The organism is uncultured Metabacillus sp., assembly GCF_947503125.1.
GTDB lineage: Bacteria > Bacillota > Bacilli > Bacillales > Bacillaceae > Metabacillus.
In genome coordinates, this window is record NZ_CANNCR010000019.1 from 49,957 (window position 1) to 71,133 (window position 21,177).

Here is a 21,177-nt window from a genome sequence, read left to right on the forward strand (position 1 = left end):
ATTATAAGGGCATCTCTCCTTTTTGAAGAAATTTTCAAAATATTATTTTGTCTAATAGTAAGACAAATAAATTTGATTGTCAATCATTTTCCAAGGTGAAAAATTGATAGGTTTTATTTTTTCAAAAATAGTAAAACTTCTTGTTGAAACATTCGTCTATTTGTCTTACAATAAAACAAAACGAAAAGGAGGAGGAATGGTTGTGAATCAATTTCGCAATTCGCCATCTGGAATTTTAGGATTTCCAATTGCTCCATTTACAGTAAATAATAAGCTTGATGAAAAGTTGCTTGCCCAAAATATTCAGTTTTTACTTAATGAAGGGCTTGAAGCGATCTTTGTCGCATGTGCAGCTGGAGAATATCCTTCATTAAGTAAAGAGGAATATGAAGCAATGGTAGAGGTAGCTGTGACTGTAACTAATGGAAAGGTTCCTGTTTACACAGGAGTTGGCGGCAATATCCAAACTTCTTTGGAATTTGCCGAGATATCAGCTAAAAAGGGTGCAGATGGTTATTTAATATTACCGCCATATCTGGTAACAGGGGAGCAATCAGGTCTTGCAGATTATTTCAAAACGATTGCAGAAAGTACAGATTTAAACGCCATTGTTTACCAGAGAGATCAGGTTTCTTTATCAGTGGAAACATTGGAAACGCTTGCTAAGATACCGCAGGTTGTTGGTGTAAAGGATGGACTGGGGAATATGGAGTTAAATACGCTTCTTACGCAAACCTTTAAACAGCGATTTGGCTGGCTAAATGGCATGCCATTGGCTGAAGTGACGATGCCGGCCTATGTTCCGCTTGGATTTAACTCTTACTCATCAGCAATTTCAAATTATATCCCGCATATCTCTAGAATCTTCTATCAATCCGTTTTAAACCAAAATCAAGAAACGGTGGATGATCTTTATCAGCATGTCATCTTACCAATCAACAACATTCGCCGTAAGCGGAATGGATATGCCGTATCTCTTATTAAAGCCGGGATGGAAATCATGGGTCTTCCTGTAGGGCAAAACGTCAGAAAACCGATTCAGCCAGTGGAAAGAGAGCATTATGTAGAATTAGAAACGATTTTGAAACAGGCATTGGATCGATATCCAAAACCAATAACAGCTAAATTACTTTAAAAAAGGGGATGAGCAAATGGTCGTAACAGTTGAGACAAAAACATATCTTAATTTTATCAATGGTGAGTGGGTGACATCGATTAGTAATGAAGTGGAAAAAAGCTTGAATCCGGCAAATAAGGATCTGGTTGTAGGCTATGTGCAAAAATCCGCTAAAGAGGATTTAGATTATGCTGTAAAGTCTGCCAAGGAAGCGAAGGAGGCATGGCGGAAGCTTTCTGGAGCTGAACGGGGAGAATATTTATACAAAGCAGTTTCGATCCTTGAAAAACGAATCGATGAAATTGCTGAATGTGCAACGAGTGAAATGGGAAAAACACTTGCCGAAACGAAGGGTGAAACAGCTCGCGGCATTGCTATTTTAAAGTATTATGCTGGAGAGGGGATGCGCAAAGTAGGGGATGTGATTCCTTCAACAGATCCAACTGCCCTCATGTTAACAACAAGGGTGCCGCTTGGCGTTGTTGGGGTAATCACACCTTGGAACTTCCCGATTGCGATTCCAATCTGGAAAATGGCTCCTGCGCTTGTATATGGGAACACTGTTGTGATTAAACCGGCGACAGAAACAGCGATTACCTGTGCAAAAATTATCGAGTGCTTTGAAGAAGCGGGATTCCCTCCTGGGGTTGTCAATATGATTACAGGCCCTGGCAGCGTCGTAGGTCAAGGGATTGCGGATCATAAGGATGTTAATGGGATAACGTTTACTGGCTCAAACAAAATTGGAAAGCAAATTGGTCAGGCAGCTCTTGCAAGAGGAGCGAAATATCAGCTTGAAATGGGAGGGAAAAACCCTGTTATTGTTGCTGCGGATGCCGATTTAAGCCTTGCGGTAGATGCGGTCATCGCAGGTGCTTTCCGTTCAACCGGACAAAAATGTACAGCGACTAGCCGCGTTATCGTTTTATCCGAAGTCTATGAGGAATTTAAGCAGCTCCTTGTCGAGAAAACGAAAGAGATTACCCTTGGAGATGGGGCTGACAGCAACACTTGGATGGGACCATGTGCAAATGAAAGCCAGCTTCATACCGTGCTTTCCTATATAAACAAAGGCTTAGAAGAAGGAGCAACACTATTAACCGGCGGGAAACGTGCTGAAGATGGGGAACTGAAAAAAGGCTATTATGTGGAGCCGACGATCTTTGACAGCTGTACTCCAGAAATGACCATCGTTCAGGAGGAAATTTTCGGGCCGGTGATTGCTCTGCTAAAAGCAGAATCCGTACAAGAGGCTATTAAACTAGCTAACAATGTAGAATATGGTCTTAGCGCTTCGATTTTTACAGCCAATATCCAAAACCTGTTGTCATTCATTGAAGATATGGATGCAGGATTAATCCGTGTCAATGCAGAAAGTGCCGGTGTTGAATTGCAAGCACCATTTGGAGGGATGAAAAACTCCAGCTCCCATTCACGTGAACAGGGAGAAGCAGCGAAGGAATTTTTCACATCGATTAAGACTGTCTTTATTAAATAAATGTGAGAGGCGGACATTTGTATTTGCGAATTGACCTAAAATTGGAGGAAACCTTATGTGGATCATCACGCTGTATTCACAGACAACGATCTCAATGTTTGAATTTGCTTCAGAAAAAGAAGCGAGAGAGGTCTTCAATAAACTCCAAGGCTGTAAGATTCTTTCTCACGTTATTTACTATAATGATTCTTTTTAAGTAAAAGAGGAACGAGTAAGGCAAGCGAGCATCCGCCAATTGCCTTACTCCCGCCTCGCATCTCTCTATTGTCATATCAGTTCTAATCCAAATCGGACGTGCATAAAGTTAAATAGGCGTGTCCGAGGGGGTAAAAGATGAACATAGAAGCGATCATGGGAGAGTTGCTAACATTACTGATTATGGCACTGGCTTTAGGTATGGATGCATTTTCTGTTGGCCTTGGCATGGGGTTAATTCGATTAAAGGCCAGGCAAATCTTTTACATAGGAATCACAATCGGCATCTTTCATATATGGATGCCATTAGTAGGGATGTTAATCGGAAAAGCCCTTAGTGATACATTTGGAACAATCGCAACATTGTTAGGCGGCGGTTTGTTAATCTTGCTTGGTGTCCAGATGGTGTTCGCCTCGTTTAAAAAAGATGAGAAGCCGTTGATTACACCAGTCGGGTTTGGATTAATTGTATTTGCGCTTAGTGTCAGCCTGGATAGCTTTTCTGTCGGCTTAAGCCTAGGCATTTACGGGGCAAAAACCGTTCTAACGGTTGTTGTTTTTGGAATCGTAAGTATGGTGTTAACCTGGATTGGCCTGTTAACAGGTAAACGTGTACAGGCATGGTTGGGCTCATATAGTGAAGCGCTCGGCGGAAGCATCTTATTGGCATTTGGTGTAAAATTAATCTTTCCTTTTTAAGTAACGACCGGTTGGGAGCAGCCGGTCGTTTGTAAAGAAAATAACTTCTTTGTAAATTTGTGTAAATATCTACCTGCGTATTTTTTACTAATTAGTGAAAAGGATGGTAGAATATTCAACTATCATATAGTCTTTTATACCTAATAATAATCCGTTTATTGCTAATAATCCCCTTTATCTAGTTCCATTCGATCGATTATCTCCATTTACAAAACTATTACATTTCCTTAAAAGTACATTAAAACTACCAAACTATAATCAGCCTTGTCACATAAAGATTAGGAGGAATTATTCATGTTTAATAAAAGATTTAAAAAGAAGCTTCTGCCTTTAGCAGTTATGACTGCTGTCGCTTTTGGTAGTTTAGGAGGAACATTCTCTGTTGCGGAAGCTAAGGAAGCAAAAAATAATGCAAAAATCAAAAATGTCATCTTCCTTATTGGAGATGGAATGGGTGTTTCATATACCTCTGCATACCGTTATTTGCAGGACAGCAATAACTCAAAATTTGTCGATCGTACAGAGCTTGATAAATATTTAGTCGGCCAGCAAATGACCTACCCTGAGGATCCAGAACAAAATGTAACAGATTCCGCATCTGCAGCCACTGCAATGTCAGCTGGTATTAAAACCTATAATAATGCCATTGCCGTTGATAACGATGGATCAGAAGTTAAAACTGTACTTGAAGCTGCAAAGGAACAAGGAAAAGCAACAGGCCTTGTCGCAACATCTGAAATTACGCACGCAACACCTGCTTCATTCGGATCACATGATCACAGCCGTCAAAACATGAACGCCATTGCGGAGGACTATTTTGATGAGTTAATAAATGGCGAACATAAAGTGGACGTGCTTCTTGGCGGAGGAACGGACTTATTTATTCGCGATGACCGCAATTTAGTTGAAGAATTTAAAAAGGATGGCTTCAGCTATGTCACGAATAAAAATGAGCTGTTAAAAGATGATAACGAACAGGTTCTTGGTTTATTCGCAGAACGCGGAATGCCAAAAATGATAGACCGTACAAAAGACATTCCATCATTAGAAGATATGACAACCTCTGCGATTGATCGTTTAAGTGAAGACAAGGATGGCTTTTTCCTTATGATTGAAGGAAGCCAAATTGACTGGGCGGGACATGATAATGATATCGTTTCTGCCATGAGTGAAATGGAAGACTTTGAAAAAGCCTTTAAAGCAGCAATTGAATTTGCGAAAAAGGACAAGCATACATTAGTTGTTGCGACAGCTGACCATTCAACTGGCGGTTATTCAATTGGTGCAAATGGCATTTACAACTGGTTTGGCGAGCCGATCAAAGCAGCGAAACGCACACCTGATTTCATGGCAAGTGAAATTGCAAGCGGTGCGGATGTAGAAGAAACATTGAAAAAATATATCGATCTTGAATTAACTTCTGAGGAAATTCAATCTGTAAAGGATGCTGCTTCTAAAGAAGAAGTAGATATTGATAATGCAATCGAGAAAATTTTCGATAACAGATCGCATACAGGCTGGACGACTGGCGGCCATACTGGTGAAGACGTCCCAGTGTATGCATTTGGTCCTGCATCTGATCGATTTGCAGGAAATATTGATAATACGGACAACGCAAAAATTATTTTTGAGCTTATAGAAAAAGGCAAAAATAAAACAGTGATTGAAGATAAGTAAGAAGAATTTTGTAACAGATAGAGAAATAGAAGGGTCTGGCATCTCGCTTTACGTCAGCTCCTTCTTTTTTAAATGGAGGGTTTTCTTATGAAAAGAACCATTGTTCTTATAGCATTATTATCTGTCATGTTAGTTGCATGTTCGAATAGCAACAACAGCGGTGCTCCTGAGCGAGAAAAACAAATCGACACCGGGTATTTGGATGACTACTCATCAAACCCGCAGGTAACGGATGATCGAAACTTGCTTGAGGTAGGAAAATCGGTTTCCGATGAAAAAGGGAAGGCAACATTAAAGGCGATTAATTTTGTTGATAAAGCATACGAAATTGGCCCGATCCAGCTTCGCGTCAAAGATGCAAAGGTCATCCACCTGCGACCGGATTACAGCCTGATTGATTATTTTCATGTGTTAACACATGAGGAAGAATTCGATTTTACAAAGGTGTTTGTTGAAATTGAGAACACATCTGATGAAAAAGTCAGCTTTGCCCCAATCGCGCTGATTAAAACAAGCACAGGTGAGACATTTGATTGGGAAAAAGATATCTATTTGGAAGATTTAAATGGTGAAATAGCTGGAAAGTCTGCGAAAAAAGGCAACCTGGGCTTTATCATTGATTCTTCGAAGGAGCTTGAATGGATTGAAATCACAACGAGTGATGTTTTTGATCAAAATCAAAAGAAAATCCATGACTCGCAAAAAATAAAGATTGAATTCTAAAGCATAGGGTCTTCTCTATGCTTTTTTGTTGTTTAGGAAATTATAAAATTCATTGAACTGTGGATAAGCACTGCGACATCCAGCTCCAGCGCCTATCGCCTAACAAACTTCAGATCATCTCCCTACGATAAGTCAACATCGGTTCGCTTCGCTTACCGTGTTTCCTTTATCTCAGTCGATGCTCCTCCAGTTTGTACGGCGATGATCAAGGCGCTTGCGCTTTTGTTCCTCTAAGCATGTGACTATTTTCTTTACAACGTTTCCATTATAATAAATAGAAAGGAGTGTTATGACATGACAAATGTATTATTCGTTTGTACCGGAAATACATGCAGAAGCCCGATGGCAGAAGCGCTTTTAAAGCATTTGAAGAGCTCTGATCAGCTGGATGTAAAGTCAGCTGGTGTATTTGCCCTCGATGGCAGTGATGCAACACGATATGCCCAAGAGGCCTTAAACGAAAAAGGAATCACGTGCGACCATCAATCCTCAAGTTTAAGTGAAGAGCTTGTTAATTGGGCAACAATTATTTTAACGATGACGAATCAGCATAAGCAATCTGTGATCGAGTTTTACCCGCATGCAGGTCGTAAAACATATACCCTTGCTGAATATGTTGCTGAGAATGACGAAGAACGAAAAGATATCATCGACCCGTTTGGAGGACAACTGGATATCTATCGTCAAACATTAGCAGATTTAGAAAAGTTGATTCATAAATTAGTCAATAAGCTTGAGGAAAATAAAGCCTAAGTTACAAAGGAAATAATTGATCGTATGACAGGATAAGCGATACAATAAAAGAAGAGATTTTACTAAATATCGTTCATTATAGGAGGACCAAAATGAAAGTAGCAGTTGCATCAGATCACGGCGGAGTAAATATTCGGAAAGAAATCATCTCACTACTAGAAGAATTGAAGATTGAATATACAGATATGGGCTGCGAATGTGAAACATCTGTAGATTACCCTGATTATGCATTACCAGTGGCAGAGCGTGTAGCAAGCGGGGAATTTGATCGCGGAATCTTGATTTGCGGCACAGGCATTGGCATGAGCATTGCGGCGAATAAAGTAAAGGGCATCCGCTGCGCACTTGTTCATGATATGTTTAGCGCCCAAGCAACACGTGAACATAACGATAGCAACATCCTTGCAATGGGTGAACGTGTAATCGGACCTGGCCTAGCAAGAGAAATCGCAAAAATTTGGTTAACAACAGAATATCTAGGCGGGCGCCATGCAACACGTGTGGGCAAAATTGACAAATACGAAAATGAACACGCTTAATAAGGAAGTCGGATAAACGATGACAAATCTAGAAAATTGGCAGCGGGAGTTATCCACTTTATTGACTGACTTTCGCACCCAAGCAAACGTTGGCAAAGGCGATATTGTGATAATCGGCTGCAGTACAAGCGAAGTAATCGGAGAAAAAATCGGAACAGCAGGCTCAGAGGACGTAGCAAAAATGATTTTTGACACGCTGGCAACGTTTAAGGAGGAAACAGGTGTACAGTTCGCCTTCCAATGCTGTGAGCATTTAAACCGCGCCCTCGTGATCGAAAGGTCCGCTGCGAAAGTGAACGGATTTGAAGAGGTTACCGTCATTCCAGTTAGAAAGGCAGGAGGCGCGATGGCCACATATGCCTATCAGCATATGGAAAACCCTGTAGTCGTTGAATTCATAAAAGCAGATGCTGGAATCGATATCGGCGATACATTCATCGGAATGCACTTAAAACATGTCGCCGTCCCATTGCGCAGCACCATAAAGCAAATCGGTTCCGCCCACGTCACCATGGCGAAAACACGTCCAAAGCTCATCGGCGGTGCAAGAGCTGTCTATGAAGCAACAAAAGAAAATACATCCTGTCATTGATAAGCGGAGAATCAACTTAATGTTGGTTCTTTTTATTTGGTTAAAGGAATCATTCCCAACCACTCACGTCCTTCTACTACAAAAAGTGAAAAAACACAAAATATTCTTTCAATAAAGGTTGACTTTGTTAGAAAAACTAACCAAAATAGGTTGTATCAATTTCTGCAATTATAAAAATACTAAATGAGGATAGCTTATTGTATCAAACGAATATTACAATTGAGAAAACCTTATAATATTCGTATTTAAGCCGACTAAACGGCAAATTTCATAAAAAAAATAAAAATATTTCAGAAAATCTTTTACAATACAGCATATTAACGTGTACAATATAGTTGGAATTAGACGTTGAAAAAGCTGTGTAGGACAAATTCATAACAAGGTTTTGATTGAAGGGAGATTGTAACGAATGAAATTTTTACCAGAACAAGATGCGAAAGTTTTTGAAGCGATTCAGCTTGAGCGTACTCGTCAAGAAACAAAAATTGAATTGATTGCTTCTGAAAACTTTGTAAGTGAAGCTGTCATGGAAGCACAAGGATCAGTGCTTACAAATAAATATGCAGAGGGATATCCTGGTCGTCGTTATTATGGTGGCTGTGAGCATGTTGACGTTGTTGAGGATATTGCAAGAGACCGTGCAAAAGAAATCTTCGGTGCAGAATATGTAAATGTTCAGCCGCACTCAGGTGCGCAAGCGAATATGGGTGTTTATTTCACGATTTTAGAGCATGGTGACACAGTATTAGGAATGAACTTATCACATGGCGGTCACTTAACACACGGCAGCCCTGTAAACTTTAGTGGTGTTCAATACAACTTTGTTGAATATGGTGTTGATGAAAAAACACACCGCATCAATTATGAGGATGTATTAGAAAAAGCTAGACTTCATAAGCCAAAGCTAATTGTTGCTGGTGCTAGTGCATATCCGAGAGCAATTGATTTTAAAAAATTCCGTGAAATCGCTGATGAAGTTGGCGCTTATTTCATGGTGGATATGGCTCATATCGCAGGTTTAGTTGCTGCTGGTTTACATGAAAACCCGGTACCATATGCTGATTTTGTGACAACAACAACACACAAAACACTTCGTGGCCCACGCGGTGGTATGATTTTATGTAAAGAAGAGTTTGGCAAGAAAATTGACAAATCGATCTTCCCTGGAATTCAAGGCGGTCCGCTTATGCATGTTATCGCTGCAAAAGCAGTTGCATTTGGCGAAGCTCTTCAAGACAGCTTTAAAACATATGCACAAAACATTATTGACAATGCAAAGCATTTAGCTGGAAAATTACAAGCAGAAGGACTTACTCTTGTATCTGGCGGTACTGATAATCACCTATTATTAGTTGATGTTCGTTCCCTTGGATTAACAGGAAAAGTTGCAGAGCATGTATTGGATGAAATCGGAATTACTGTCAATAAAAACACCATTCCATTCGAAACAGAAAGTCCGTTTGTAACAAGCGGTATCCGTATCGGAACAGCTGCTGTAACAAGCCGCGGATTTGGATTAGAGGAAATGGATGAAATCGGCAGCATCATTGCGTTCGCATTAAAAAATCACGAAGATTCATCAAAGCTTGCTGAGGCAAAACAACGCGTAGAAGACTTAACAAGCAAATTCCCTTTATATCGTAACCTATAATTAAAAGATGGGCGGCTTCCTATGAAGCCGTCCTTTTTGCACTCTACTAACCATTCTCACACTAGAAAATCCTCTCCCATTCTACCAACAATGTTTCCTGGTAACGTCTTATTAAAACCATAAGATGGTGTATAATTAATAAGATCGAACTTGAAACTATGATTGAATTTCTGTAAAATCTATTGAAGTGTCAAAGAAAAGGAGATGGTTTGATGGGGAAAGTATACGTGTTTGATCATCCATTAATTCAACATAAACTTACATATATTCGTGATAAAAGTACAGGAACAAAGGAATTCCGTGAGTTGGTAGATGAAGTAGCAAGCTTAATGGCGTTCGAAATTACAAGGGATCTTCCATTAAAAGAGGTTGAAGTTGAAACACCTGTATGTACGGCAAAATCTAAGGTGCTTTCAGGGAAAAAACTTGGCATTATTCCGATTCTGCGTGCAGGTTTAGGAATGGTAGATGGTATCTTAAAGCTCATTCCAGCAGCAAAAGTTGGACATGTTGGGCTATATCGTGACCCTGAAACATTGCAGCCTGTTGAATATTACGTAAAGCTTCCTTCCGATGTAGAAGAACGTGATTTTATCGTTGTTGATCCGATGCTAGCGACGGGAGGATCTGCGGTAGAGGCAATCAATAGCTTGAAAAAACGCGGTGCAAAAAATATTAAATTTATGTGCTTAATTGCTGCCCCAGAAGGCGTTGAAGTAGTGAAGAAAGCACATCCTGATGTTGATATATACATCGCGGCACTAGATGAAAAGCTGAATGATCATGGCTATATTGTTCCAGGACTAGGAGATGCAGGCGATCGCCTTTATGGAACAAAATAAATTATAGAAATAGGGAAATCTCAGAAATGGGGTTTCCTATTTTTATGCCTTCTACAGTACATGTTTTTCGAAATGAAAGAACAGAATAACGATAGAGGTGGTTTTTAATGGGAACTAAGAAACAATTTATTTTGTATTTGATCTTATTCATTGTCATTTCGATAAGCACCACAGCAAATGGTGAAACCTTTCCTAAAAGACCGCCCTTGCCATCGGATGAAGAGGCAAGCATGCAAAAGCTTATGTTGGTTGTGAAAAAAGATGATTTTCTTCCTATTAAGAACAAGCTGGAGCAACAATCCAAGATCACGATCCATCAAATGTATCAACATGTTTTTTATGGTTTTTCTATAGAAGGGCCTGCTGAAAAAGTAATGGCTCTCAGTAATGATCCTGCAGTTCTGCATTCTAGCCCTGTTGTTTCCTATCGCCCGTTCATCAAAGAAAGTGTGCCATTTATCGGTGGAGGTGATGTGAGAGGATTATTTGACCGTGATCACCACAGGTTAACCGGCAAAGGAGTAAAAGTAGCTGTCATCGATACAGGGGTTGATTATCACCATCCTGATTTACATCGAAACTATAAAGGCGGCTATGATGTCATTGATGATGATAAAGATCCAATGGAGACGAAGGCTAAGGATGGAAATGAAACCATTCATGGCACACATGTGGCAGGGATTATTGCAGCAAATGGAAAATTAATGGGCGTTGCTCCAGAGGCGGAAATCTATGCATATCGAGCATTAGGGCCTGGTGGTATGGGCACCTCTGATCAGGTGATCGCGGCAATCGAAAAGGCAATCAAGGATAAAGTGGATATAATCAATCTTTCTTTAGGGAATAGTGTGAATGGTCCTGATTGGCCAACAAGTCTTGCGCTTGACCGTGCTGTTGAAGCGGGGATCGTTGCTGTGACATCAAGCGGTAATTCGGGGCCAGCTGTCTGGTCGGTTGGTTCACCTGGTACATCCGCTAAAGCCATTTCGGTTGGAGCGTCATCACCACCGCTTCAAATGCCCTATTTAAAAATTTCAGGTGTAAGAACTCTCATTAAAATGAATCAAATCCAGGGAGCAAAGCCTTGGGAAATGCATGGATTAGATGAGGTCGTTTTAGGAGGAATAGGGGCGAAGCAAGATCTAAAGAAGTCGGTAAACGGTAAAATAGTTCTCATCGAAAGAGGAAAAATTACTTTTACAGAAAAGGTGCTCAATGCAAAGCAGCGGGGAGCAAAGGCGGTTATTATTTACAATAATGTAAAAGGCAATTTTTCAGGATCATTAGAAATACCACTAGAAATTCCTGTAGTATCGATCTCAAAAGAAGCAGGGGCCCTAATTAAAAAACAGTTAAACAAGCAGCCTAGCGTTCGAACCATTTATAAAAAGGAAGAAGATGAGCTTGCTGATTTTAGCTCGAGGGGTCCAGTAACAAATACATGGGGGATAAAACCGGATGTTGTTGCCCCTGGTGTTGCAATCGATAGCACGATTCCAAATGGATATTTAGCAATGCAAGGAACAAGCATGGCCGCTCCGCATGTCGCTGGAGCCTGCGCATTATTAAAACAAGCACACCCAAACTGGAGACCTGAACAAATAAAAGCTGCTTTAATGAATACAGCATCACCTTTAACGAATGCACGAAAGGAAAGGCTGAAGCCTATTGAACAAGGTACTGGGAGAATTAATCTAAAAGAGGCAATTAAGGCGAAGGTGCTGATCTATCCAGGATCCCTTACTTTTGGGAAATATAAGACACGGCATCCGCGCACAAAAAAACAACAAAAAATCACTTTTGATAATCAGTCAAATCTTGTGCAAACGGCATATGTAAAAACACCGTACAATGAGCCTGGAATCCAATGGGTGCTTCCACCAAAAATCACATTACAGCCTGGTGAGAAAAAACAAGTGGAAATTGGACTGGACATAACACCAAGTCGATTAAAGCCAGGGATTCATCAGGGATGGCTGCACGTTATACAAGGTGAAAGGCAAATCGAAATTCCCTATTTATTTGTAGTGGATGAACCGAATTACCCTAGAGTGATGGGCTTTGAGTTTGCCTATGGTGACCAACCAAAATCATATAAGTATCAGCTTTATTTGCCAGGCGGGGCTGATGAGATGGGAATTGCCTTATATGATCCGGACACATTGACGTTTGCAGGTTTTTTGGATTGGCGCAGAAATGTACCAAGAGGGGTGGTTGAAAAAGAGGTGAAAAAGGAAAAATTGAAATTGAAAAAAGGATTGTACAAAGCACTCATTTTTGCCAAAAAAAGCGGAAAGGAAGATCAGATTGAGGTTGATATTTTACTAAGTGAATAATTTAGTTTGTTTAACAAAGTCAAGGGGTTGACTAGTGAAATTGTGAACGATTTGTGAGATTTTGTGACGATTGCGGTAGATTGTGAATATTTTAACTTTAAACAGATTGACATCAACTATGTGCTATTGTATGCTATACGAGGGTGTAATGATAAGGTTTACAATACCATTCTAGAACCCGCTTTTCAACTCCTAATTCCGTTATAAATCAAGTAGCGAGGATTTATAGAATGCGACAAAAACACCGCCATCCGCTTCATGCGATGGGCCTAATGTCTGCCATCCTTTCCCAATTAGCAGGCTCTGTCTTGCTGGGCATTTTTGCTGGGAAATGGGTAGATGAATATTTTCATACTGAACCGTTGTTTTTGATCGTAGGCCTTCTGCTTGGGCTAGCTGTTGGGATTTATGCCATGCTCAGATTAGTCCACCACTATTTCTCAGGAGAATAACATTTCATGTTTGATATGCATCTGATGTTTCGCAGATATCGTAAGTACATATTATATCTACTTTCCCTCTATGTAGCAGGGTGGGGGTTTACGGAATATCAGTCTGTTTTCCTAGGTTTAGTACTCGGGACAAGCATAAGTCTTTACAATTTGTGGATCATGGTACGAAAGCACAATCAGTTCGATCGTGCCATCCAGGAAGGAAGGAAGACGGGGTCGCTGGGAACGACATCGCGAATGGCAGCAGCTGGTGTTGCAGTCTTTTTCGCAATTAAGTTTCCTGACTATTTTCATTTGGTTAGTGTAGTTATTGGATTAATGACGATGTACATCGTTATTATGATAGATTATGTAGTTCAACATTCACGCGCTTAGCTGGGAAGAGAGGTGAATCTATTGGGTCACGAAGCTCCTGTGGTAGAATTTTTAGGTCTTACTTTTAATTTATCAAATGTATTAATGATTACGGTTGCTAGTATAATCGTATTCTTAATCGCAATTGCGGCAACACGCAATTTGGCGATGAAACCAACGGGAATGCAGAACTTTATCGAATGGGTTGTCGATTTTGTTAAAAATATTATCGGCTCTACGATGGATTGGCAAACAGGCAGACGTTTCTTAACGTTAGGTATGACTTTATTAATGTATATCTTTGTATCAAATATGCTGGGGTTACCTTTCGCCATTGTTGTCGGACACGATTTATGGTGGAAATCACCAACTGCAGATCCTGCAATTACTTTAACTCTTGCAGTTCTAGTAGTAGCATTATCACACTACTATGGCATTAAGATGAAAGGTGCATCTGAGTATGGAAAGGACTTCTTTAAACCGATGCCTTTCATGTTCCCACTTAAGATTATTGAGGAATTTGCTAACACGCTAACTCTTGGTCTGCGTCTTTACGGGAACATTTTTGCAGGTGAAATTTTATTAGGCTTGCTTGTCAGCCTTGGAACAAGCGGTTATGCAGATGGGTTTGGAAGTGGAATTATCGGTACGATTTCTGCGGCAATTCCAATGTTAGCATGGCAAGGATTTAGTATCTTTGTTGGTGCAATCCAGGCATTTATTTTCACTATGTTAACGATGGTATATATGGCACACAAAGTGAGTCATGACCATTAATCAATATATGTTCAATCAATTTGAACGAATATACAAGGAATACTATTTTTCATACAATTAAAGGAGGAAATTTAACAATGGGTTTATTAGCAGCTGCAATTGCAATTGGTTTAGCGGCACTTGGTGCTGGTATTGGTAACGGTCTTATCGTATCTCGTACAGTAGAGGGTATTGCACGTCAACCTGAAGCTAAAGGTGTATTACAAACTACTATGTTTATCGGGGTTGCATTAGTTGAGGCGATTCCAATCATCGCGGTAGTTATCGCATTCATCGTTATGGGTCAATAATTCGATAAGGAAAAAGAATTCATATGGCGAAGATCATTCAAAGCGAACCTTCGCCTTTCCTTTATGTCATGATAACGGGCAGTGAATTGAAAGCCTAAGGGAATAGTAAGTTTTATTTTTAAAATCTTAATTTTGTTTTAACAGATAAATTTTTTGAGAAGTCTGGTGTTTAGAAGCACTTTGAGTGTGAAATTGGCATTCTCTCATTTCTGAAATTCCGGCCTCTGACCTCTGACTTCTAATCATCATAACCCATCATGGAACTCTTGAAGGGAGTGAAACCGAGCTATGTTAACTTTTGATCTTGCATTAGGCGCGACTACAGGCGGCCTAAACACAGGTGATATCGTATTCCAGCTTGTTATGTTCTTAATCCTCCTTGCATTATTAGGAAAATATGCATTTGGACCGGTTATGAATATTATGAAGCAACGTGAAGAGCATATCGCGAATGAAATTAACAGTTCTGAAGAAAGAAATAAAGAAGCACAAAAACTAGTTGAAGAGCAGCGCGAGCTTTTAAAACAAGCACGTGTGGAAGCCCAGGCTCTAGTAGAAAATGCGAAAAAGCTTGGTGAGCAGCAAAAGGAAGATATCATCCAAGCAGCTCGTTCTGAAGCAGGCCGTCTTAAAGATGCAGCCCTTAAAGAAATCGAGCAGGAAAAAGAGCAGGCAGTTGCTGCGTTACGCCAGCAGGTTGCATCTCTATCCGTATTAATTGCATCTAAAGTCATTGAAAAAGAGTTGAATGAACAAGAGCAAGAAAAACTGATCAACGACTACATCAATGAGGTAGGCGAAGGCAGATGAGTAATGAAATCGTAGCAAACCGTTACGCAGTCGCTCTTTTTGAACTTGCAAAAGAACAAAATCAACTCGATCAAATCGAAAGTGAATTACTCGTTGTCAAAGAAGTCTTTTCAACGAATAAAGAACTTATAGATGTGCTTAACCATCCAAAGGTTACAAATGAAACTAAAAAATCGATTGTAAAAGAAGCATTTGCTGGTCTTACACAACAAGTAGTAAATACCCTTTTACTATTAGTAGACCGCCATCGTTCTAATATTGTAACAGATGTTGTCAATTACTTCGTGCAGCACGCTAATGAAGTACGCGGTACAGAGGATGCCATTGTGTATTCTGTTCGTCCGTTAACCGAAGCTGAGTTAACATCGATTTCGACTTCCTTTGCTAAGAAAATTGGCAAGGTATCACTTCGTTTAGAAAATGTTGTCGATAAAGGATTAATCGGCGGTGTGAAGCTGCGTATTGGCAATCGGATCTATGATGGCAGTGTGAGCGGTAAGCTTGAACGTATAGAGCGACAATTGGTCGCAAACAGATTGTAGATAGGGGTGAAACTCATGAGCATCAAAGCTGAAGAAATTAGTGCGCTTATAAAGAAGCAAATCGAAAACTATCAGTCTGATATAAAAGTAAGCGATGTAGGTACGGTTATCCAAGTTGGGGACGGTATCGCTCGTGCTCATGGCCTCGACAATGTCATGGCTGGAGAGCTTGTAGAATTCGCAAACGGCGTTATGGGTATGGCTCAGAACCTAGAGGAAAATAACGTTGGTATTATTATTTTAGGACCTTACACAGATATCCGTGAAGGTGACGAAGTTCGTCGTACAGGACGCATCATGGAGGTTCCTGTAGGTGAAGCATTAATCGGTCGTGTTGTTAACTCATTAGGACAGCCTGTTGATGGATTAGGTCCAATTGAAACAACTAAAACTAGACCAATCGAAGGTCCTGCACCAGGTGTTATGGATCGTAAATCAGTACATGAACCACTTCAAACAGGTATTAAAGCGATTGACGCACTTGTGCCAATCGGACGCGGACAACGTGAGTTAATCATCGGTGACCGTCAAACTGGTAAGACATCAGTAGCGATCGATACGATCTTGAACCAAAAGGATCAAGATATGGTATGTATCTACGTTGCAATCGGTCAAAAAGAATCAACGGTTCGTGGTGTTGTTGAAACATTACGTAAACATGGTGCATTAGACTACACAATTGTTGTAACAGCTTCTGCATCACAACCAGCTCCAATGTTATTCTTAGCTCCATATGCTGGGGTAACAATGGGTGAAGAGTTCATGTATAATGGCAAGCATGTTCTTGTTGTATATGATGACCTTACAAAACAAGCTGCGGCTTACCGTGAGCTTTCATTATTACTTCGTCGTCCTCCAGGTCGTGAAGCATACCCTGGTGACGTTTTCTACTTGCATTCTCGTTTACTCGAGCGTGCGGCTAAATTAAGTGATGCAAAAGGTGCAGGTTCATTAACTGCATTACCATTCATCGAAACACAAGCAGGTGACGTTTCGGCTTATATCCCGACAAACGTTATCTCAATCACTGACGGACAAATCTTCCTTCAGTCTGACCTCTTCTTCTCTGGTGTACGTCCAGCGATTAACGCAGGTCTTTCTGTATCACGTGTTGGTGGTTCAGCGCAAATTAAGGCAATGAAAAGTGTTGCTGGTACTTTACGTCTTGACCTTGCATCATACCGTGAGCTTGAAGCATTTGCTCAGTTCGGTTCTGACCTTGATAAAGCAACACAAGCAAAACTTAACCGTGGTGCTCGTACAGTTGAAGTACTTAAACAAGGTCTTAACAAGCCGTTAAAGGTTGAAAAACAAGTTATGATTCTTTATGCATTAACTCGCGGATTCTTAGATGATGTCCCAGTAGCAGATATCACACGTTTTGAAGATGAGTTCCATGCATATTTTGAACAAAACCAAAAAGCTCTTCTTGAAGAGATCCGTACAACTGGCAAACTTCCAAAAGATGAAGACTTAAAAGCAGCAATTGAAGCCTTCAAGAAAACATTTGTTGCATCAGAATAATCTTTTACGTAAAAGTGAAGGCTCCTTTAGAGCTTTCACTTAGCGTGTTAATAAAACGGAATCGATGATTTTTAATTAAAGGTGGTGAGAACCTTTGGCATCATTACGCGACATAAAATCAAGAATCACTTCAACAAAAAAGACTTCTCAGATTACAAAAGCAATGGAAATGGTTTCTGCTGCAAAGCTGAACCGTGCAGAAAATAATGCGAAAGCATTTGGACCTTATATGGAAAAAATCCAAGAGGTAGTGGCAAGCATTGCAAACGGTAGTTCTGATGTAAGTCACCCAATGTTGGAAAGCAGACCTGTTAAACGAACTGGCTATTTAGTCATCACATCTGACCGTGGCTTAGCAGGAGCTTTTAACAGCAGTGTTTTACGTGCAGCGTTTCAAGCAATTCAAAAACGTCATAAATCAAATGATGAATTTGTGGTTATCGCAATTGGAAGAATGGGTCGTGATTTCTTTAAAAAGCGTGGAATGAACGTTATTTCAGAAATTACGGGCATTGGTGACGAAACTAACTTTGCGAGCATTAAAGACATTGCGAGCGGTGCCGTAAACATGTATGCAGATGAAACATTCGATGAGTTGTATATGTACTATAATCACTTTGTAAGTGCGATTCAACAGGATGTAACAGAGAAAAAGCTTCTTCCGTTATCGGATATTTCGTCTAACAAAAAATTAACTTCCTATGAGTTCGAGCCGAATCAGGAGGAAATTTTAGAAGTGCTGTTACCACAATATGCTGAAAGTCTCATCTACGGAGCATTGCTTGATAGTAAAGCTTCTGAGCATGCAGCACGTATGACAGCAATGAAAAATGCAACTGATAATGCAAAAGAGCTTATCGATACACTTACATTATCTTATAACCGTGCACGTCAGGCAGCAATTACACAGGAAATTACCGAAATTGTCGGTGGTGCAGCGGCGTTAGAATAGGAACGAATTATTTATTTAGACACTTGAAATTAGCAGTGTCAGTGTCTAGCTTCGAAGCACAGGACTTGCAAGTGCAGTAGTGGCGATTAACGTCGCGTTTTAGACTGTCAGCGCCTAGACCTGTATGTCTAGTAAGGAAAAGAACACCTTCTTTTCCTGCTATGGCCTAAGCAAGACGCTTACGCATTTCGTGATAGGAGGGAAAACGATGAATAAAGGACGCATTACGCAAATTTTGGGTCCGGTTGTTGACGTAAAGTTCGAAAGCGGACAACTTCCAGACATTTATAATGCCCTTACAATAAAAACAGAAGCGAATGATAATGCAGTCGCTATCGACCTTACTTTAGAGGTTGCCCTGCATTTAGGTGACGACACAGTACGTACTGTTGCGATGGCTTCAACAGATGGACTTGTTCGTGGATTGGAAGTGACAGATACAGGTGCTCCAATTTCTGTACCTGTAGGTGACGTGACTCTTGGTCGTGTTTTCAACGTATTAGGTGATAACATTGACTTAGATGAGCCAATTCCTGCTGAAGCTCGTCGTGACCCGATTCACAGACAAGCACCTAAATTCGAGCAGCTTTCAACTGAAGTTGAGATCTTAGAAACTGGAATCAAAGTTGTAGACTTGCTTGCTCCTTATATTAAAGGTGGAAAAATTGGTCTATTCGGTGGTGCCGGTGTAGGTAAAACCGTATTAATCCAGGAGTTAATTAACAACATCGCACAAGAGCACGGCGGTATTTCTGTATTCGCAGGTGTAGGTGAGCGTACTCGTGAAGGAAATGATCTTTACCACGAGATGACTGATTCTGGCGTTATTAAGAAAACTGCGATGGTATTCGGACAAATGAACGAGCCGCCTGGTGCACGTATGCGTGTAGCATTAACAGGTCTTACAATGGCTGAATACTTCCGTGATGACCAAGGACAGGATGTTCTTTTCTTCATGGATAATATCTTCCGTTTCACACAAGCAGGTTCAGAGGTTTCTGCCCTACTTGGACGTATGCCATCTGCCGTTGGTTACCAACCAACATTAGCAACAGAGATGGGTCAATTACAAGAACGTATTACATCTACAAATGTAGGTTCTGTTACATCAATTCAAGCTATTTACGTTCCAGCCGATGACTATACGGATCCGGCTCCGGCAACAACATTTGCTCACTTGGATGCAACAACTAACCTTGAGCGTAAATTATCTGAAATGGGTATTTACCCTGCGGTGGATCCTCTTGCTTCAACTTCACGTGCCTTATCACCTGAAATCGTTGGGGAAGAGCATTACGCTGTCGCTCGTCAAGTACAACAAACATTACAACGTTACAAAGAACTTCAGGATATCATTGCCATCTTAGGTATGGATGAGCTTTCTGACGAAGATAAGCTAACGGTTGCACGTGCTCGTCGTGTTCAATTCTTCTTATCTCAAAACTTCCACGTTGCAGAACAGTTCACTGGACAGCCTGGTTCATATGTTCCTGTAAAAGAAACTGTACGTGGATTTAAAGAAATTCTTGAAGGTAAATATGATCACCTTCCGGAAGATGCATTCCGTTTAGTAGGTAGAATTGAAGAAGTAGTAGAAGCTGCTAAACAAATGGGTGTAGAAGCCTAATTTTGGGACCTAGGAGGGTATGAGTATGAAGACAGTATTAGTCAATGTCGTTACTCCCGATGGCCCAGTTTACGATGCAGACGTAGAAATGGTGAGCGTAAAGGCTCAAAGCGGTGAACTTGGCGTTCTGCCAGGGCATATTCCTATGGTTGCCCCTTTGGAAATCGGGGCAGTTCGCTTAAAAAAAGGGAGCGGCACAGAACTCGTTGCTGTCAGCGGCGGCTTCATTGAAGTACGACCTGACAAAGTGACGATTTTAGCTCAAGCAGCTGAAAGAGCTGAGTCAATTGATGTAGCTCGTGCAGAATTAGCTAAAAAGCGTGCTGAAGAGCGTCTGAATCAAAAAACAGATGATATCGATTTTAAACGTGCAGAATTAGCGCTTCGACGTGCGATCAACCGTTTAAATGTAACGAAATAATCCTAAAAAGGATGGCATTCAAGAGAATAGCTCTCTGATGCCATCCTTTTTACTTTTTAAAAAATAAACCATATATCCTTCCCTTTAAAACACGTTTTAAGGCCCCTGAAGGCTTCGAAATTACACTTTAAAGCGTAGTTAATATAATGAGTGCATCCAGGTTAAAATTAAGTGAAGTAACCGCTATCATTTATTTTATCGAACATATCAAAGTGTAAAGAATATCATACAAAAATACCTATCAATATCCAAACACTGTAACAATTTATTCATAATTAAAGAACGAATTAGGATTAACGCCATAGTAAAATGGAGAAGGGAAAAACAGCTTTATGTAAAATATAACCATTATCCATTAAAATTTTGTTAAAATTAAAAATCAATCATGTTACTCCCAAATTTTTATATAATGTTCAAGGGTATGCCGTTTTCAGGATATTTTTGGCTTTAATGGGTATTATTTTATTCTTTTTTAGGTCAAATTGAGGTTGTTTTTTTGAAAAAATGAGGTATGATTTAACTTGCTTTGTGTCTTTTATACGATTTAGTATTGGGAGGGATGGGGCAATGCCCGATTACGGCCAACTGGCTTTAATCAGTATGCTGGTAAATCTCGCCTTTATGGTAGTCACCTGGTGGGCTTTACAAGCATTAAATTTTGAAAAATGGATCAAACCGGGCAAAGTAATTCAAGCAAGGACACTTTTAATATTATTAACGATTGCAATTGGCTCTATGGTTAGTAATTTTTTCCTTGATTATTTTTTATGGTCTAAAGCATTGCCAATGTTATTTTAACAATTGGC

The 21,177-nt window shown here is 40.2% G+C and carries 23 protein-coding genes; all 23 read left to right on the forward strand.

Going from position 1 to position 21,177, the window contains the following annotated elements:
- Nucleotides 1-202: 202 nt before the first annotated feature.
- The 23 genes from kdgD to Q1B07_RS14205 all read left to right on the forward strand — a co-directional run bounded on the left by kdgD (nt 203) and on the right by Q1B07_RS14205 (nt 21,169).
- On the forward strand, nt 203-1,135 hold the full coding sequence (kdgD, locus tag Q1B07_RS14095; RefSeq protein ID WP_299093437.1) for a 5-dehydro-4-deoxyglucarate dehydratase: 933 nt from the start codon (nt 203-205) through the stop codon (nt 1,133-1,135).
- 16 nt (nt 1,136-1,151) lie between these two features.
- Complete coding sequence (gucD, locus tag Q1B07_RS14100; RefSeq protein WP_299093436.1) at nt 1,152-2,615, forward strand: alpha-ketoglutaric semialdehyde dehydrogenase GucD; 1,464 nt, start codon at nt 1,152-1,154, stop codon at nt 2,613-2,615.
- A gap of 55 nt (nt 2,616-2,670) precedes the next feature.
- Nucleotides 2,671-2,811 carry a hypothetical protein gene (locus Q1B07_RS14105; protein ID WP_299093435.1) on the forward strand — a complete coding sequence of 47 codons (141 nt, stop codon included), beginning with the start codon at nt 2,671-2,673 and terminating at the stop codon, nt 2,809-2,811.
- Between the two features lie 137 nt (nt 2,812-2,948).
- Nucleotides 2,949-3,509, forward strand: coding sequence for a manganese efflux pump MntP family protein (locus Q1B07_RS14110; RefSeq protein ID WP_299093433.1), 561 nt, complete (start codon nt 2,949-2,951; stop codon nt 3,507-3,509).
- A gap of 294 nt (nt 3,510-3,803) precedes the next feature.
- Nucleotides 3,804-5,186 carry an alkaline phosphatase gene (locus Q1B07_RS14115; protein WP_299093432.1) on the forward strand — a complete coding sequence of 461 codons (1,383 nt, stop codon included), beginning with the start codon at nt 3,804-3,806 and terminating at the stop codon, nt 5,184-5,186.
- Between the two features lie 87 nt (nt 5,187-5,273).
- On the forward strand, nt 5,274-5,909 hold the full coding sequence (locus tag Q1B07_RS14120) for a hypothetical protein (protein WP_299093431.1): 636 nt from the start codon (nt 5,274-5,276) through the stop codon (nt 5,907-5,909).
- A gap of 294 nt (nt 5,910-6,203) precedes the next feature.
- Nucleotides 6,204-6,662 carry a low molecular weight protein arginine phosphatase gene (locus Q1B07_RS14125; RefSeq protein ID WP_299093430.1) on the forward strand — a complete coding sequence of 153 codons (459 nt, stop codon included), beginning with the start codon at nt 6,204-6,206 and terminating at the stop codon, nt 6,660-6,662.
- Between the two features lie 92 nt (nt 6,663-6,754).
- Nucleotides 6,755-7,201 (forward strand): ribose 5-phosphate isomerase B, encoded by a 447-nt coding sequence (gene rpiB, locus Q1B07_RS14130; protein ID WP_299093429.1) that lies wholly within the window; start codon nt 6,755-6,757, stop codon nt 7,199-7,201.
- A gap of 19 nt (nt 7,202-7,220) precedes the next feature.
- Nucleotides 7,221-7,793: a TIGR01440 family protein gene (locus Q1B07_RS14135; protein ID WP_299093427.1), complete on the forward strand. Its 573-nt coding sequence runs from the start codon at nt 7,221-7,223 to the stop codon at nt 7,791-7,793.
- A gap of 409 nt (nt 7,794-8,202) precedes the next feature.
- The gene (gene glyA / locus Q1B07_RS14140; protein WP_299093425.1) at nt 8,203-9,444 is read left to right on the forward strand and encodes a serine hydroxymethyltransferase; all 1,242 of its coding nucleotides are present in this window, start codon (nt 8,203-8,205) and stop codon (nt 9,442-9,444) included.
- 212 nt (nt 9,445-9,656) lie between these two features.
- Nucleotides 9,657-10,286, forward strand: coding sequence for a uracil phosphoribosyltransferase (gene upp / locus Q1B07_RS14145; protein ID WP_299093423.1), 630 nt, complete (start codon nt 9,657-9,659; stop codon nt 10,284-10,286).
- Between the two features lie 107 nt (nt 10,287-10,393).
- Entirely contained in the window at nt 10,394-12,622 is a 2,229-nt protein-coding gene (locus tag Q1B07_RS14150; RefSeq protein ID WP_299093422.1) for a S8 family serine peptidase, read from the forward strand.
- Nucleotides 12,623-12,852: 230 nt separating this feature from the next.
- Nucleotides 12,853-13,074, forward strand: coding sequence for an AtpZ/AtpI family protein (locus Q1B07_RS14155; RefSeq protein ID WP_299093421.1), 222 nt, complete (start codon nt 12,853-12,855; stop codon nt 13,072-13,074).
- Nucleotides 13,075-13,080: 6 nt separating this feature from the next.
- A complete protein-coding gene (locus tag Q1B07_RS14160) occupies nt 13,081-13,449 on the forward strand; it encodes an ATP synthase subunit I (RefSeq protein WP_299093419.1) in 369 nt (122 codons plus the stop codon).
- A 21-nt stretch (nt 13,450-13,470) separates the two neighbouring features.
- Nucleotides 13,471-14,205: a F0F1 ATP synthase subunit A gene (atpB, locus tag Q1B07_RS14165; RefSeq protein WP_299093417.1), complete on the forward strand. Its 735-nt coding sequence runs from the start codon at nt 13,471-13,473 to the stop codon at nt 14,203-14,205.
- A gap of 77 nt (nt 14,206-14,282) precedes the next feature.
- The gene (atpE, locus tag Q1B07_RS14170; protein ID WP_299093416.1) at nt 14,283-14,495 is read left to right on the forward strand and encodes a F0F1 ATP synthase subunit C; all 213 of its coding nucleotides are present in this window, start codon (nt 14,283-14,285) and stop codon (nt 14,493-14,495) included.
- A gap of 288 nt (nt 14,496-14,783) precedes the next feature.
- Nucleotides 14,784-15,305 (forward strand): F0F1 ATP synthase subunit B, encoded by a 522-nt coding sequence (gene atpF, locus Q1B07_RS14175; protein ID WP_299093414.1) that lies wholly within the window; start codon nt 14,784-14,786, stop codon nt 15,303-15,305.
- Nucleotides 15,302-15,847 carry a F0F1 ATP synthase subunit delta gene (locus Q1B07_RS14180; protein ID WP_299093413.1) on the forward strand — a complete coding sequence of 182 codons (546 nt, stop codon included), beginning with the start codon at nt 15,302-15,304 and terminating at the stop codon, nt 15,845-15,847. Before atpF ends, Q1B07_RS14180 begins: the two co-directional genes overlap by 4 nt.
- Before the next feature lie 15 nt (nt 15,848-15,862).
- Nucleotides 15,863-17,371, forward strand: coding sequence for a F0F1 ATP synthase subunit alpha (atpA, locus tag Q1B07_RS14185; RefSeq protein WP_299093411.1), 1,509 nt, complete (start codon nt 15,863-15,865; stop codon nt 17,369-17,371).
- 94 nt (nt 17,372-17,465) lie between these two features.
- Nucleotides 17,466-18,323 carry a F0F1 ATP synthase subunit gamma gene (locus Q1B07_RS14190; RefSeq protein WP_299093409.1) on the forward strand — a complete coding sequence of 286 codons (858 nt, stop codon included), beginning with the start codon at nt 17,466-17,468 and terminating at the stop codon, nt 18,321-18,323.
- A 208-nt stretch (nt 18,324-18,531) separates the two neighbouring features.
- Nucleotides 18,532-19,950 carry a F0F1 ATP synthase subunit beta gene (atpD, locus tag Q1B07_RS14195; protein ID WP_299093408.1) on the forward strand — a complete coding sequence of 473 codons (1,419 nt, stop codon included), beginning with the start codon at nt 18,532-18,534 and terminating at the stop codon, nt 19,948-19,950.
- Between the two features lie 25 nt (nt 19,951-19,975).
- The gene (locus tag Q1B07_RS14200; RefSeq protein ID WP_299093406.1) at nt 19,976-20,371 is read left to right on the forward strand and encodes a F0F1 ATP synthase subunit epsilon; all 396 of its coding nucleotides are present in this window, start codon (nt 19,976-19,978) and stop codon (nt 20,369-20,371) included.
- Between the two features lie 567 nt (nt 20,372-20,938).
- Nucleotides 20,939-21,169: a DUF1146 family protein gene (locus Q1B07_RS14205; RefSeq protein ID WP_299093404.1), complete on the forward strand. Its 231-nt coding sequence runs from the start codon at nt 20,939-20,941 to the stop codon at nt 21,167-21,169.
- Nucleotides 21,170-21,177 lie beyond the last annotated feature (8 nt).

Coding starts and splice junctions, on each gene's coding strand:
- gucD (WP_299093436.1), top strand. CDS start 1,152: ATGGTCGTAACAGTTGAGACAAAAACATATCTTAATTTTATCAATGGT.
- Q1B07_RS14105 (WP_299093435.1), top strand. CDS start 2,671: ATGTGGATCATCACGCTGTATTCACAGACAACGATCTCAATGTTTGAA.
- Q1B07_RS14110 (WP_299093433.1), top strand. CDS start 2,949: ATGAACATAGAAGCGATCATGGGAGAGTTGCTAACATTACTGATTATG.
- Q1B07_RS14115 (WP_299093432.1), top strand. CDS start 3,804: ATGTTTAATAAAAGATTTAAAAAGAAGCTTCTGCCTTTAGCAGTTATG.
- Q1B07_RS14120 (WP_299093431.1), top strand. CDS start 5,274: ATGAAAAGAACCATTGTTCTTATAGCATTATTATCTGTCATGTTAGTT.
- Q1B07_RS14125 (WP_299093430.1), top strand. CDS start 6,204: ATGACAAATGTATTATTCGTTTGTACCGGAAATACATGCAGAAGCCCG.
- rpiB (WP_299093429.1), top strand. CDS start 6,755: ATGAAAGTAGCAGTTGCATCAGATCACGGCGGAGTAAATATTCGGAAA.
- Q1B07_RS14135 (WP_299093427.1), top strand. CDS start 7,221: ATGACAAATCTAGAAAATTGGCAGCGGGAGTTATCCACTTTATTGACT.
- glyA (WP_299093425.1), top strand. CDS start 8,203: ATGAAATTTTTACCAGAACAAGATGCGAAAGTTTTTGAAGCGATTCAG.
- upp (WP_299093423.1), top strand. CDS start 9,657: ATGGGGAAAGTATACGTGTTTGATCATCCATTAATTCAACATAAACTT.
- Q1B07_RS14150 (WP_299093422.1), top strand. CDS start 10,394: ATGGGAACTAAGAAACAATTTATTTTGTATTTGATCTTATTCATTGTC.
- Q1B07_RS14155 (WP_299093421.1), top strand. CDS start 12,853: ATGCGACAAAAACACCGCCATCCGCTTCATGCGATGGGCCTAATGTCT.
- Q1B07_RS14160 (WP_299093419.1), top strand. CDS start 13,081: ATGTTTGATATGCATCTGATGTTTCGCAGATATCGTAAGTACATATTA.
- atpE (WP_299093416.1), top strand. CDS start 14,283: ATGGGTTTATTAGCAGCTGCAATTGCAATTGGTTTAGCGGCACTTGGT.
- atpF (WP_299093414.1), top strand. CDS start 14,784: ATGTTAACTTTTGATCTTGCATTAGGCGCGACTACAGGCGGCCTAAAC.
- Q1B07_RS14180 (WP_299093413.1), top strand. CDS start 15,302: ATGAGTAATGAAATCGTAGCAAACCGTTACGCAGTCGCTCTTTTTGAA.
- atpA (WP_299093411.1), top strand. CDS start 15,863: ATGAGCATCAAAGCTGAAGAAATTAGTGCGCTTATAAAGAAGCAAATC.
- atpD (WP_299093408.1), top strand. CDS start 18,532: ATGAATAAAGGACGCATTACGCAAATTTTGGGTCCGGTTGTTGACGTA.
- Q1B07_RS14200 (WP_299093406.1), top strand. CDS start 19,976: ATGAAGACAGTATTAGTCAATGTCGTTACTCCCGATGGCCCAGTTTAC.
- Q1B07_RS14205 (WP_299093404.1), top strand. CDS start 20,939: ATGCCCGATTACGGCCAACTGGCTTTAATCAGTATGCTGGTAAATCTC.